This window comes from Microcystis sp. M31BS1 (assembly GCF_020245285.1).
Classification (GTDB): Bacteria; Cyanobacteriota; Cyanobacteriia; order Cyanobacteriales; family Microcystaceae; genus Microcystis; species Microcystis panniformis.
The window spans coordinates 1-15,022 of record NZ_JADBVE010000301.1 but is presented as its reverse complement, the minus strand read 5'-3'; the positions used below and the strand labels follow the sequence as shown (position 1 = coordinate 15,022).

At 43.5% G+C, this 15,022-nt stretch carries 9 protein-coding genes; 7 read left to right on the top strand and 2 right to left on the bottom strand.

Features of this window, described 5'->3' with window-relative positions:
• Window positions 1-193: 193 nt before the first annotated feature.
• Both sixA and IM509_RS17360 read right to left on the bottom strand, forming a co-directional pair.
• On the bottom strand, window positions 194-688 hold the full coding sequence (gene sixA, locus IM509_RS17365) for a phosphohistidine phosphatase SixA (protein WP_002761593.1): 495 nt from the start codon (window positions 686-688) through the stop codon (window positions 194-196).
• A 52-nt stretch (window positions 689-740) separates the two neighbouring features.
• Window positions 741-1,964 carry a DHH family phosphoesterase gene (locus IM509_RS17360; RefSeq protein WP_185237984.1) on the bottom strand — a complete coding sequence of 408 codons (1,224 nt, stop codon included), beginning with the start codon at window positions 1,962-1,964 and terminating at the stop codon, window positions 741-743.
• Window positions 1,965-2,255: 291 nt separating this feature from the next.
• Here IM509_RS17360 and IM509_RS17355 point away from each other — a divergent pair, with 291 nt between their 5' ends.
• From IM509_RS17355 to IM509_RS17325, 7 genes are all read left to right on the top strand, one after another.
• The gene (locus IM509_RS17355; RefSeq protein WP_185237985.1) at window positions 2,256-4,313 is read left to right on the top strand and encodes a class I SAM-dependent DNA methyltransferase; all 2,058 of its coding nucleotides are present in this window, start codon (window positions 2,256-2,258) and stop codon (window positions 4,311-4,313) included.
• Window positions 4,314-4,381: 68 nt separating this feature from the next.
• Window positions 4,382-5,608 carry a restriction endonuclease subunit S gene (locus IM509_RS17350; protein ID WP_185237986.1) on the top strand — a complete coding sequence of 409 codons (1,227 nt, stop codon included), beginning with the start codon at window positions 4,382-4,384 and terminating at the stop codon, window positions 5,606-5,608.
• A gap of 85 nt (window positions 5,609-5,693) precedes the next feature.
• On the top strand, window positions 5,694-8,912 hold the full coding sequence (locus IM509_RS17345) for a type I restriction endonuclease subunit R (protein WP_185237987.1): 3,219 nt from the start codon (window positions 5,694-5,696) through the stop codon (window positions 8,910-8,912).
• A gap of 281 nt (window positions 8,913-9,193) precedes the next feature.
• A complete protein-coding gene (locus tag IM509_RS17340) occupies window positions 9,194-9,868 on the top strand; it encodes a Uma2 family endonuclease (protein ID WP_185237988.1) in 675 nt (224 codons plus the stop codon).
• A 289-nt stretch (window positions 9,869-10,157) separates the two neighbouring features.
• Window positions 10,158-11,297, top strand: a complete 1,140-nt coding sequence (locus tag IM509_RS17335) for a citrate synthase (protein WP_185237989.1) — start codon at window positions 10,158-10,160, stop codon at window positions 11,295-11,297.
• A gap of 197 nt (window positions 11,298-11,494) precedes the next feature.
• Window positions 11,495-13,237: an ABC transporter substrate-binding protein gene (locus IM509_RS17330; RefSeq protein WP_052275823.1), complete on the top strand. Its 1,743-nt coding sequence runs from the start codon at window positions 11,495-11,497 to the stop codon at window positions 13,235-13,237.
• The gene (locus tag IM509_RS17325) at window positions 13,237-14,505 is read left to right on the top strand and encodes a glycosyltransferase (protein ID WP_185237990.1); all 1,269 of its coding nucleotides are present in this window, start codon (window positions 13,237-13,239) and stop codon (window positions 14,503-14,505) included. Before IM509_RS17330 ends, IM509_RS17325 begins: the two co-directional genes overlap by 1 nt.
• The last annotated feature ends 517 nt before the right edge of the window (window positions 14,506-15,022 follow it).

Below are 15,022 nucleotides of genomic sequence, written 5' to 3'. Positions count from 1 at the left end.
GACTTTCAAAAACCTTGCATTATCCTTCTTGTAGTACATCGCTTGGTACACAAAACAAGGGCAACAAAGCCTGAAACGACTGGCTACTGACTCCTGACTCCTGACTCCTACCCCCAGGAAAAACTTTTTCAGCAGACCCTAACTAAACATCGATTGTAGTCTCCAAAAAGGATAGATACACCTAGGTTAATTCCTAGAGAAGTAATTTCGGTGCTGTCAACCAGAATAACTGACACTTACCTAGGGGATTTTCTTGATTGGGAACCTCTAGACCAATTATTCCCGCTTTTTTGACCGATAATTTCCCTTGAAACTTGCCCCAAACTAGCATTTCCGTCCAATAGCCTAAATCCGGTTCGTGGCCTACCAGTGCGATCGCATTTTCCTCTCGCTGATAGTCGGACTTTTGCCACCATTGCACCCAATCTTGAATATTGCCATTGGGCGATAGGGGATTAAATTGCTCAATTTTACGGCTTAAACCCGCTTTTTGCAAAATTTCGGCGGTTTGCACGGCACGCACCAGGGGAGAAGTCAAAATTAGGTCAAATTTCACCCCCAACTGTCCTAATCTTTGGGCAATTTTAGCAGTTTTGGCCCTACCTTCCTCGGTTAAAGGACGTTCCCCATCGTTGAGATAATCCCCCGATTGTCCTGCTAATCCATGACGCACAAAATAAAGTTTCATATCAGTGTTAGGTCGGTCTTGGCAATGTTAACAGATAGCTGAGGTCTAATAGCTAGGTGCGAATTACCTTTTCATCTGGGTTAACTAGATGGGAAAGTTTCTGTTTAATTTGGGTGTCATACAGTTCCCACTTAAGTTTTGCGTATTCGGCATTATTATTAAAACCACCGAGGAAACCGATAGGAATTTCAAAACCTCCGGCCATGTAACGACCACCACCAAAAAAGCGACCTTGGTTATCCTGTCCGAAAGCTTCCTTGAGAAATTCATCGGGATCTAGGGTAATTTTGCTGGTACGCATAGAACCAATGACTAACTCGATATCCTCATCTTCATCGTGAACGATACCATAAACTAAAGCCGTGTGAACATTTTCTTCTGTCACCAAAAAATCGGCAGCCTGGGGAATCGCATCTCGGTCATCATAACGCAAATAACCCACCCCGGCGATCGAATAATTATTTTTAATAATACGGTTTTTTAGAGACCGTTCGATCACATCCATCACCCGTCGGGATCTGGCCGATTGCAGGACAGCGTTTAATAATTGAGCATCGTAGAAACGACTGAGATAACCAGCAGCGATAAATTCACATTCTTGCGCTTGCATTAAATTATTCGTATCCGATCGCAATCCGTGCATCAAAGCTGTGGCACACTTAACATGGACGGTATCGCTAGTATTAAAACTTATTAACCCTTTTTGGATATATTGGGTTAATATCGTCGCTGTTGCCCGGATTTGGGGACGAATATCGACAAATTCCGCCTCTAGCTCCCCTTGGCGAGTATGATGATCAATCACGGCAATAATGGGAATTTTTGCCTGTTTAACCAGAGTGGTTAACTGACTATTGGTTCCCTGACCATCGACAAAAACACAACCCTGATAAACCGAAAGATCTCTATCCTTGAGGGTATGGACTCCCCAACGTTTAGCCGGTAAACCCGTTAGTTTTACCAAAGCGACATTTTCCTGATGGGAGAGAGTACCCGCATAGACTATATCACAGTGAATATCGTACTGTTCGGCGATAATTTGATAGGCCCAGGCACTAGAAAGAGCATCGGGATCTGGGAAATCCTGCATCACCACAATTTGATTTTCGCCGCGATGATTTTCCAAAGTACGTCGCAGGCGATCGATCAGGGAAATAAGTAGGGTATCATTACTAACCGTGACTGGAGGAAGGGGACATACTGCCGACGCTTCCCCTACCACTACATCGGTTTCGAGGGATTTGGCAGGAACTAGACTCAGTAATTCAGCCATCATTTTTAGAAAAGTTCGCTTAAAGGTAGATTCAGTCAGGATTTGTTGAGTTAATTAATTCTAGACGATATTCTGGCTCGATCGGTTTATCTCAAATATTAAGCTTTTCTAGCCCCTAGCTCCCCACTGTCGGGCTATAACTCTAGTCTATCAAAAGACCTCTCCTGTTTGTTCTGGGAGAGCGGTGAAGGCAATTAACCATCGCTGCCATTACTTGAGAAGATAGATACTATACAGAATCCCTTAATTTTCCCCTCACGCTCGACCATCTACCTAATTCTTGAGTGAAATTTCATGGCCCAACTGGACAACATCGAAGCGATCGAAAAAAAGCTCTGGAAAGCGGCCGATACTCTGCGAGCTAATTCTAACTATGCCAGTAACGAGTATTTTCTGCCCGTTATGGGCTTGATTTTCCTCCGTCATGCCTATAGTCGTTTTCTCAAGGTTAAGAGGGAAGTAGAGGCGGATTTACCGAAGCGACAGGGTAAAACACGCTCCTTAATCAAAGAAGATTTCTTGTGCAAAGGAGCCATCTATCTCCAAGAAAAAGCTCAGTTCGATTTTCTGGTGGCGCTCCCCGATAGCGTCAATCGATCGACCTCCTTAATGGAAGCAATGCTATCGATCGAGGGGGATTATCCACCTTTAGGGGGTATTTTACCGAAAACAGAGTACCAAGAGCTAGATAACGTGGTATTAGGAAATTTACTACGGATTTTAAACCCGGAAGAGTTAAAAAAAGCGGACGGGGATATTTTCGGGCGAATTTACGAATATTTCCTAACTCAATTCGCTAATCTCAAAGCTCACGATAACGGAGAGTTTTTTACTCCCGTTTCTTTAGTATCTTTGATCGCCAATGTTTTAGAACCCGATCACGGATTGGTTTTCGATCCTGCCTGTGGTTCGGGGGGAATGTTTGTCCAGAGCGCACATTTCGTTGAGAGACAGCGCATCAATCCCCAGATGTTAACTTTTAAAGGGTTAGAGAAGAATCCGACCACGATTCGTTTAGCCAAGATGAATCTCGCAGTTCACGGTTTAGAAGGGGATATCCAAAAAGCGATCACCTACTACGAGGATCCGCTGGCATTAGCTGGGAAAGTAGATTATGTAATGGCCAATCCTCCCTTCAACGTGGACGAGGTGGACAGTAAGGTAGATGGTGATGAGCGCTTACCCTTCGGATTGCCGGGGGTTAATAAAAGTAACAAAGTTTCCAACGGTAACTATCTATGGATCAGTTACTTCTACAGCTATCTCAATGATCGAGGAAAAGCCGGTTTTGTTATGTCTTCCCAAGCTTCCAGCGCCGGGAGAGACGAAGGCAAGGTAAGACAGAAGTTAATCGAGACGGGAACGGTGGACATAATGATCGCGATCCGCTCCAACTTTTTCTATACCCGCTCCGTACCCTGCGAGTTGTGGTTTCTCAATCGAGGAAAACCCGCCGAGCTTCAAGATAAGATATTAATGATCGATGCCCGCAATATTTACCGGAAAGTAAACCGGACGATCAACGATTTTAGCCCAGAGCAGTTACAGAATATTCTCTCGATCGTCTGGCTCTATCGGAGCGAATCGAAGCGTTTTATCGATTTGGTTGTCGGTTATTGCCAGAGTATCGATCGAGAGTATCAGGGATCGATCGCTCTTTTACAAAACTATCGCGAGCATCTGGATAAGTTAACCGAGGCCCTAGAGAAATTTTATAATCTCATCGATGAAAAAGACGGAACATGGTTAGAACTCCGAACAGCATCTGAGCTTTTCAAAGATGACATGGATAAATACGCCAGTTTCCCTGCGATTTCCTATAACGCTGATGATTTAGAGACTTTACACGAGGCTGTCCGCTGTTATCACGAATACGGCGAATTTAGCCGGGATCTGGGCAAACAGGCGGATCTGGTGAATAAATTATTAGGTCGAGCGATCGAGCGTGCGGAGAAGGATCTGGGGGCAAGAGATAGTAAACTGTGGTGGAATTCCCGCGAACTCAACACCTTACGCAAAGAAGCCGATACAAGCCGTCAGAATGCGATCGAACAGCTTAAATCGGTTCGTGGTTTCTACCGTCACGCTCACTGGTTATTAGAAAGGTTCCCCGATGCCAAGCTGCGGGATGTGGAAGGGTTGGTTAAAGTGGTCGATCGCGAGGAGTTACAGGCGAATGATTGGAGTTTAACCCCCGGACGCTATGTCGGCGTTTCCCCAGAGGAGGAAGATGAGGGTTTCGATTTCGAGGAAACGTTACGCGAAATTCATCTGGAGTTAAATGATCTCAACTCCGAGGCGATTCGTTTAGCTGATGAAATTGCGAAGAATTTTGAAGGGTTGGGGATTTAGTCAGTCAAAAATCTTAAAAATCGAGGTAATTTATCGTTGATTGATTTATTAAGGAGTAGTTTTTAAATATGAAATGGTCAAAAGTTGCTTTAGGATCTCAAATATATATAAAACATGGGTTCGCTTTTAAGGGTGAATTTTTCTCGGATTCAGGAAAATATATTTTACTTACTCCGGGTAATTGCCATGAAACAGGGGGATTAAAATTAAAAGGAGACAAGGAAAAATATTATGTTGGTGATGTACCAGAAGAGTTTATATTGCATCAAAATGATTTGCTCGTAGTTATGACAGATTTGGTTCAGTCTGCTCCAATTCTGGGCGGTGCGTTGCTAATTCCAGAAAATGAAAAATACTTGCATAATCAACGATTAGGATTGGTTAATATTCTAAATCAAAAAGAACTTGATAAAAAATACCTTTATTATTTATTAAACACGCATAATTATAGATCGCAAATCAAAGGCTCGGCTACAGGTACAACCGTAAAACATACAGCACCAGAACGTATTTATCGTTGTTTAGTACCTTTACCGTCTCTACAAGTTCAACAGAAAATCGCCGATATCCTCTCCAAATATGATGATTTAATCGAAAATAATCGCCGCCGCATCGATTTATTAGAACGTTCAGCCCGTTTACTTTACAAGGAATGGTTTGTCCGTTTACGCTTCCCCGGACACGAACACACCCCGATTATCGATGGTATTCCTGAAGGGTGGGAGAAGGGACAAGTATCTGATTTTTATAAGACCGCATCTGGAGGAACACCTAGTCGTAAAAATCCAGATTTTTTTACGGGCGATATAAATTGGGTAAAAACTCAAGAATTAAATAATAGCTTCATTTTTAAGACTGATGAAAAAATCACTGAAGAAGCGATTAAAAATTCATCGGCGAAAATTTTCCCTGCTCATACCGTATTAGTGGCAATGTACGGTGCTACTATCGGTCAAACGGCAATACTTGCCAATTCTGCGACAACTAATCAGGCTTGTTGCGGGCTTCTTCCTGATTGCCACATCGCCAATTATATACATTGCTTTTTATTTTTTAGAGAAAACAAGCAAATTTTAGCTAACTTATCTTTAGGAGCCGCTCAAAATAATATTAGTCAGGAAATAATCCGAAACTTCCCAATGTTATTACCTAGTAAAAAGGTAATGGATATTTTTTGGGAATTTACGAATAGAATTTTTGAACAAATAAAAATACTAGAACAGCAAAATCAAAAACTAAAACAAGCGCGTGACATACTACTTCCGAAACTTATGAATGGAGAGATCGAGGTGTAGAGGCGAAAGATCGATCGCACCTGTAAAAATCCCTGAAAATTGGCAATATTAATAAAATAAACCACTCCCCTGCACAATCGACCCTATGACCACCGAGGATAAAGTACAAAAACTCACCGCCAACTGTCTGCGAGATCAACTTGGTTGGCAGAGTGTCTATGCTTATAATCAAGAGGATTACGGTGAAAACAGCCTGCTCGGACGGCAAAATCAGAAAGAAGTTATCCTCAAACGCTACCTAAAACAGAAATTACGAGAATTTAACCCCAATCTTCCCGAAGAAGCCTATAAATCCGCCATTCTCCAAATCGAAGAAATCAACTCTAGTCAAACCCTTCTGGCCACCAATCAAGAGAAACATCAACTCCTTCTCGATGGAGTACAGGTGAGCTACCGCAACGCCAAAGGAGAGCTAATTAGACAAACCCTAAAAATCCTGGATTTTGACCAACCCAGCAATAACCATTTTCTAGCGGTTCGAGAACTGTGGATACAGGGGGAAATCTACCTCTGTCGCACGGATTTGGTAGGTTTTGTTAACGGCATTCCCCTACTCTTCCTAGAAGCGAAAAACCTCAACCGGGACCTAAAAGCGGCCTACGACGAGAATTTATTAAAGTATATCCGTACTATCCCCCATCTATTCGCCTATAACGCCTTTGCGATTTTAGTTAATGGCATAGATGCGAAAATAGGTAGTTTCTGCGGCAAATACGAACACTTTCATTCATGGAAACGCCTGGCCGAGAGTGACCCCGGCATTGTCGATATGGAAACCATGCTAAAAGGAGTCTGCGATAAAAATAACTTTATCGATCTGTTAGAAAATTATATCCTTTTCGATAACTCCACTGGCAAAACCTGCAAGATTATCGCCCGAAATCACCAGTTTCTAGGGGTTAACCAAGCGATCGATTCTGTGAAAAGATGGCGGGAGGGTGGGATAAAAGATAACAAACTAGGGGTTTTCTGGCATACCCAAGGCTCTGGAAAGAGCTACTCTATGGTTTTTTTCACCCGCAAAATTCGCCGTAAACTAGGCGCAAACTATACCTTCGTTATCTGTACCGATCGCGAAGATCTAGATAAACAGATCTACTATACCTTTGCCGGTTCCGGATTGACCAATAACGAGCAAGAACTCTGCCAAGCTTCCAGTAACGAACACTTGCAGAGTCTTCTGGGAGAGCATAAAGCCTATATTTTCACCCTCATCCAGAAATTCAACCAAACCGTCAATCCCGACCAACCCTACAACTCCCGAAACGATATCATCATTATCAGCGACGAAGCCCACCGAACCCAGTACGGAACCCTGGCCAGCAACCTCCGGGCTGCACTTCCGGGCGCTGGTTTTATCGGTTTTACCGGCACCCCTCTAGTCAGCAACGACGAGATCACTAAACGCTATTTCGGGGATTATGTCTCCACCTACGACTTCCAGAGAGCGGTCGAGGATAAAGCTACCGTTCCCCTCTACTATGATGCACGGGGTGATAAACTCTCGATCGCCGTCAACGACCTCAACGAACAGATCGCCGCCAAAATCGAAGAGTTAGAGATCGAAAATGTTGAGATAGAAGACCGTTTAGAAAGGGAATTAAGAAGGGATTACTACATTCTGACGGCCCCGCAGCGGTTGGAGGCGCTGGCCCGTGATTTCGTTGAACATTACAGCACCGCTTGGGAAACAGGCAAAGCCATGGTGATTTGTATCGACAAGCTCACCTGTGTCAAGCTGCATAACCTGATCGATCGTTACTGGAGCGAAAAAATCCAACAACTGAAAAAAGACCTCAAAAAAATTACCGATGACCAAGAGGAAAACTATCGTCAGCGTCAGATTCAATGGATGGAAGCAACCCTAACGGCCGTGATCGTCAGCGAGGAACAGGGAGAGATCGACAAATTCCAGAAACACGGGTTAGATATTACCAGCCATCGCAGTGTAATCAAAAATGGCTTTGAACTGGCGGACGGTAAAAGAATCAGCCCGGAAAATGCCTTTAAACAAGCCGATCACCCCTTTCGGATCGCCATCGTCTGCGCTATGTGGTTGACCGGTTTCGATGTTCCCTCCCTCTCCACCCTCTACCTCGATAAACCCCTAAAAGCTCATACGCTCATGCAAGCGATCGCTCGTGCTAACCGGGTTAACGAGGGCAAAACTAACGGTTTAATCGTGGATTACTGCGGAATCCTCAAAAATCTCCGCCAAGCTCTCGCCGATCTCGCCCAAATTTCCGATCAGGGACGCAGGGAAGACCATCTTAGTCTCGACCCCACGAAACCGCAAGAAAATTTACTGGATGAATTGGCCCGATCGATCGAGGCAGTTAAAGAATTTTTCGGGGAAAGTAACGCATCCCTAGACGCACTCCTCGAATATAAAATACCTAGTTTCGCCTTCAATAAAGCCATTAACGACGCGAAGGAAGCGATCAATCGAAGTGATCAGGCCCGACAAAATTTTCAACTCCTCTCCCAAGAGGTCTTCCATCTTTTTAAGGCCTGTCTTAATCAGCCATCGGTTAATCACTACCGTCCGGCTCACGACACGATTAAACTGATCTATAAATGCGTTCAAGGTGATCGGGAGAAAATAGACATCGGGGAAATTCTCTTGGAAATGCGATCGGTAATCGACGGGGCGATCGATGTAACCACCGAAGCGAGGGCCGATGATACCCCACTGTACAACATCAGTAAAATCAACTTCGAGCGTCTGAAACAGGAATTCGCTAATAGCGATCGCAAGAATACCACCGTCCAAACTCTCAAAAACGCCATCGAAAACCGTCTCCGAACAATGCTCGAGCAGAATCTGCAACGGACGAACTTTCAAGAACATTACGAGCAGATCATCGCTGATTATAATTTCGAGAAGGATCGGGTGGCGATCGAAAAGACCTTCGAGGCCTTATTAGAATTCATTCAGGAACTCGATCAAGAGTCCCAACGGGCGGTTAGCGAGGGATTAGACGAGGAATCCCTCGCCCTGTTCGACCTTTTAACCAAAGAGAATCTATCACCGCAAGAAATTGAAAAAATTAAACAGATCGCCACGCGGCTTTTGGAAACCCTAAAACAAGAGAAACTAAAGATCGATCGTTGGCCAGATAAAGAATCCAGTCGGGCGGAGGTTAAAACTACTATTCACAACTTTTTATACAGCGATAATACTGGTTTACCCGTCGATCTCTACACGGACGAAGAAGTGGAAGAAAAAACGGAAGAAGTCTTCCGTCACATCCTGCGAGTTTATCCGAGTCTGCCTTCGCCTTATTACAGCGCGGCTGCCTAGATTCTGGACTGTCCATATTTCGCTTTTCCGAAGTTGCTGATTTTAGTTCTGATAATCATCACCGTCCCTAAATATTTGCTCCGATTTTTTGTAGTAAATTTATACTACTAAGGAAGCAAAGACGAAACTCTAAGTAGGTGGGTATTAAAAATTGTCAGACACCCCCATGATCAAGGAGGATCCCCCCGCCTATCGGCACCCCCCTTATCAAGGGGGGCAGGGGGGATCAAGGACAAAATCTATCTTCAATTTAATTGAAACCACTTACTTAGGGTTAAGCAATGGTTAGACAACTGGACGACACCCCGAAAACCACAATCGTCTATCCCGATAGCGATGGTAAACCGATGGCCGACAATACAAGACAATTTCGCTGGATTACGACGATTAAAGCGAATTTAGACTGGTTATTTGCCAATGATGCCGATGTTTTTGTCGCCGGTGATTTACTCTGGTATCCCGTGGAGGGAGATAATAAGACTCGACAAGCACCCGATGTCATGGTAGCTTTTGGCAGACCAAAAGGCGAAAGAGGTTCCTATCAACAGTGGAAAGAAGAAAATATCCCCCCGCAAGTGGTTTTTGAAATTCTCTCTCCGGGTAATACCCAAACGGAAATGACCAGAAAACTACTGTTTTATGACCGTTATGGTGTGGAAGAATACTACATTTATAATCCCGATAAAAATGATTTGGGTGGCTGTATTCGTCGGGAAAATCGGCTCGAAAGTCTGGAAAATCTCGATAATTGGGTAAGTCCTCGCTTGGGCATCCGTTTTCAGTTAGCCCAACCAGAGTTACTCTTGTATTATCCCGATGGTCAACCTTTCACCAGTTACAACGAAGAACGACAACGGGCCGAAGCGGAAAGTCAACGGGCCGAAGCGGAACGACAACGGGCCGAACGATTGGCGGCAAAACTGCGGGAATTAAATATTAGTCCCGAAGAAATTTAAAAAAAATGCTCGATCGAATCAATCGATCGAGATAGTCTCGCTACAATGAAAGTAGATAAATATCAAGTCCTCTAGCTAGAGTCGCAACAGGAAGCCCAGAAAAAATGCGCTAGGGCAGGGTTGACTAAATCGACGAAGCAATCGCTAAATGGGAGTAATTTCCGTCCATTTCTGCCTAATCCTGAACAGGAGAGGCAGAACCGAAAATTTTCTATAAAATTTCGGTAAGGGTGGAAAGATCAAGTAAGTTAGCGTTAGGGCTTAATCTTCGCCACGGAAAGGTAGAACTATGACAGTTTGTGAATATCGGCCAGGTTTAGAAGGAATTCCCGCCGCCCAATCGAGTATTAGCTTTGTGGATGGGCAAAAGGGAATCTTAGAGTATCGGGGCATTCGGATTGAGGAACTCGCCGAAAAAAGTACCTTCCTCGAAACCGCCTATCTCCTTATCTGGGGTGTTCTGCCCACGGGGGCGGAACTGGAAGAATTTGCCGATGAAATCCGTTATCATCGACGCATCAAGTACCGTATCGAAGACATGATGAAATGCTTCCCCGAAAAAGGTCATCCCATGGATGCGCTACAAACTTCGGCGGCGGCTTTAGGGTTATACTATGCCCGTCGGGCTTTGGATAATCCCGAATATATCCGTCAGGCAGTAGTGCGGCTATTAGCGAAAATCCCCACTATGGTGGCGGCGTTTCAATTGATTCGCAAAGGTAATCATCCCATTCAGCCCAACGATAGTCTTGATTATGCGGCCAATTTCCTCTATATGTTGACGGAAAAAAGACCGACGGATTTAGCGGCGAAAGTTTTCGATGTCTGTTTGACTCTCCACGCTGAACATACCATGAATGCCTCGACTTTTTCGGCTATGGTGACGGCTTCCACTTTAACCGACCCCTACGGTGTCATCGCTTCAGCAGTGGGAACTCTCGCCGGTCCCCTCCACGGTGGGGCAAACGAGGAAGTATTGTTAATGTTAGAGGAAATCGGTTCGGTGGCTAATGTTCGTCCCTATGTGGAAAAATGTATCGCCAACAAACAAAAAGTTATGGGTTTTGGACACCGGGTATATAAAGTTAAGGATCCCCGGTCGACGATTTTACAAAATCTGGCCGAACAATTATTCGCGGAATTAGGTTCCGATGAATACTACGATATCGCCCTAGAATTAGAACAGGCAATGGTGGATATCTACGGCGAAAAAGGTATCTATCCTAATGTGGATTTCTATTCGGGATTGGTTTATCGGAAATTAGGCATCCCCAATGATTTATTTACCCCGATTTTTGCCATCTCCCGGGTGGCCGGTTGGTTGGCCCACTGGAAAGAACAATTAAATGCTAACCGCATTTTCCGTCCTACCCAAATCTACACCGGACAACACGATGTCCCCTATACACCGATCGAACAACGTTCTTAGATTTTATTTCCCATTCTTGATGGAAACACGGTTTCTCGCCTTTGTCAATCTCACTAGGCGAGATTTTTTGTCTCATTTCCTGTTATATTGATGGGGCAAGGAAACAGTCCAGTGGCTTTCAGCTTGGTCAGTTTCGGTGTATATAGCAAGGCAAGGTCTTTACTTCTAGATAGTCGGACAGAAAAATATTAAAGATTATGGTGAAATTTTGGCGGGGATTAACGGTATTTTTAATTTCTTGTTTATTGCTGATTTCCCTAACTGCTTGTGGTAATCCAGTTAGACGCAATCAAGTGGTCATATCGGTATTAAGTGACCCCAAAACCTTTAATGCTGTTTTATCGGCCGAATCCCCGAATATTTTTGGTTTAACCTACGAAGGACTATTAACAGAAAATCCCATTACTGGCAAAAAAGAACCAGTCTTAGCAGAATCTTGGACAATTTCCGATGATAATTTGAGCATTATTTTTACTATAAGAGAGGGTTTAAAATGGTCAGATGGTCAACCATTAACCGTTGATGACGTGGTTTTTACCTATAAAAAATTATATCTAAATCCTGATATTCCCAACAACTACCGCGATAGTTTAAGAATAGGATTAAAAAAAGAATTCCCCGTTATCACCAAACTAGATAATCGCAGAATTGAATTTAAACTACCCGAACCTTTTGCTCCTTTTTTAGATGCTGTCAGTTCACCGATTTTACCTAAACACGCTTTAGAGAAAACTATTCAGAAAAAAAGCCCCGATGGTAGGTTGGAATTTCTCTCCACTTGGGGGTTAGATACTCCTCCCGATAAAATTGTTTTTAATGGTGCTTATAAACTCAAAGAATATATCACGGGACAAAGGATTATTTTTGAGAATAACCCCTACTATTGGAAAAAAGATGCTCAGGGACAACAATTACCCCATATAACTTCAGTAATTTGGGCAATTGTTGAATCTCAGGATACAACTTTACTGCAATTTCGTTCGGGAAGTTTAGATTCTATTGCGGTAACTCCCGAATTTTTCTCCCTCTTAAAAACCGAAGAAGAAAGAGGAAATTTCACTATTTTTAACGGGGGACCTGCCTACGGAACCCAGTTTATTAGTTTTAATCTCAACCAAGGCAAACGCAACGGAAAACCCCTAGTAGAGCCGATTAAATCCCGGTGGTTTAATAACTTAAATTTCCGTCAAGCTATTGCCTATGGCATTAATCGTCAAAGAATGATTGATGATATCTATCGAGGATTGGGACAAGAACAAAACTCTTTTATTTCTATTCAATCGCCTTTTTACGATAAAACCCTGAAAGGTTACGATTATAATCCCGAAAAAGCCAAAGAATTATTATTAGAGGCCGGATTTAAGTATAATAGTGATAATCTGCTAGTCGATGCTGATAATAATCCCGTTAGATTTAACCTAATTACTAATGCAGGAAATAAAATCAGGGAAGCAATTGGGGCGCAAATTAAAAATGATTTAGCCGCAATAGGAATTCAAGTGGATTTTCAAGCGATCGCTTTTAGTAATTTAGTTGATAAACTGAGTAATAGTCTAGATTGGGAGGCACATATTTTAGGTTTTACCGGCGATAATGAACCCCACGCCCCGAATATTTGGTATGTAGATGGAAATCTCCACGCTTTTAACCAACAACCTCAACCGGGTAGTCCTCCGATTCAAGGCTGGCAAGCGGCAGATTGGGAGAAAAAAATCGCTGATTTATACGTCAAAGGTTCCCAAGAATTAGACTTTGAGAAGCGCAAAGTTATCTATAATGAAATTCAACAACTTCAACAGGAATACGTCCCCTTTATTTATCTTGTCAATCCCCTCGCTTTGGGGGCGGTGCGTAACTGCTTTGAAGGAATACAATTCTCCGCCTTGGGTGGGGCATTCTGGAATCTGGAAGAATTAAAGAAAACCTGTGGAGGTGTTTAATGACTCATTTTGGCATTCTTTGTCCCACCGCTTCTGGACATATTAATCCTCTCCTACCTTTAGGAAAAGAATTACAAAAACGCGGTCATAAAGTTACCTGTTTTTTAACTCTTGATGGTGAAGAAATGGTGCAAGCAGCTGGCTTAGATTTTCAGGCAATTGCACCCGACAAATATCCGAAAGGCACATCAGCCAAAAGTTTAGCCGAAATTGGTCAATTACAGGGAACAGCCGCCGTCCGACGCACAGTAGAATTAGTAACTAATTCTACCGCGACCCTCTTTCAAACTATCCCCCAAGAGATGCGTCGCTTGGGAATTGATGCCCTAATTGTCGATCAAGTCTCCCCCTCAGGAGGTACAATCGCAGAAAAATTAGCTATTCCCTTTGTCAGTTTTGCTGGGGCATTGGTTTTGAATCGTGATCCGCTTATTCCGCCCTTTATGACCACTTGGGACTATAATCCCTCATTTATCGGGGTTATTCGCAATAAAATTGGCTATAAACTCCTTGACTCTCTGACTCGTCCCCTGAATGAGTTAATCAACCAGCAGCGTCAAGAATGGGGGTTAATTCCCTATCAAAACATCAATCAACGCTATTCCCCCCTTGCCCAAATTAGCCAGCAACCTGCCGAATTTGAGTTTCCTCGGCAAAATTTACCCGCTCACTTCCACTTTACCGGTCCCTTTCACGATTCCTCTACCAGAAAACCGATTCCTTTTCCCTACGAAAAATTAACCGGACAACCCTTGATTTATGCTTCCCTCGGTACAATTCAAAATCGCCTACAATCGGCCTTTAATGCGATCGCCGAAGCCTGTGCCGATTTGCCAGTACAATTAGTTTTATCCTTGGGCAATAGCGACTCTAACATTCAAATAACGACCAAAAACGCCCTAGTTGTTCCCTACGCTCCCCAATTAGAGCTTTTAACCAGAGCTTCTCTGACTATCACCCACGCAGGCTTAAATACTACCCTAGAATCCCTTGCCCAAGCTGTACCGATGGTGGCCATTCCCATCACTAACGACCAACCGGGGGTATCTGCTCGGATAAAATGGTCGGGGACAGGGGAAGTGATTCCGATTTCCCGTCTAGAAGTTCCCCGTTTACGAAAGGCGATTGAAAAGGTCTTATCCTTCCCCAGTTACCGAGAAAATGCCCTGAGAATGCAAAAAGCACTACAGAAGACTGGAGGAGTGAAAATGGCCGCCGATATCGTCGAAAAGGCCATTTCTACCGGCCAACCCGTCCTATCGGTATAATGGCTAGGGTCTGCTAAAAAAGTTTTTCCTGGGGACAGGGTGTGACCAACTGTCTGCATCATAACCGATAGTGTCTGCCGCCGTTCCCTATACACGCGCTTGTTAGGCATCGGATTGGCTAGAGTGTATAAACTGGTGAAAGTCTGGTGATTTAATGAATGATTGAAGGTCTTTTACTAACTCTATACATGAGGTTAGCATCCACCCAAGCTCTTCAAGATGAGCTAATAATCGAGGGTTTTGTTCATCTAAAAGACTGATTAACTTGTAATAGTCTTCTAAGTAGTCATGCAAAATTAATTACCTGCCCGATCGAGCTAAAACCCTTACGGGGCAATGATCGTCATGTGTAAATAATTTTGCCTAGGTACTTATAGAGCTATACTTTGCACGGCTACAACTTGCATTTTTTACTCAAGGACAATAATATAGTTTAAGAGTCATAATTAGAAGCAAAGCACTCATTAAAAACATGATTAACCTAGAATTCACGGAAGAAGAAAAGAACTCACTGTAT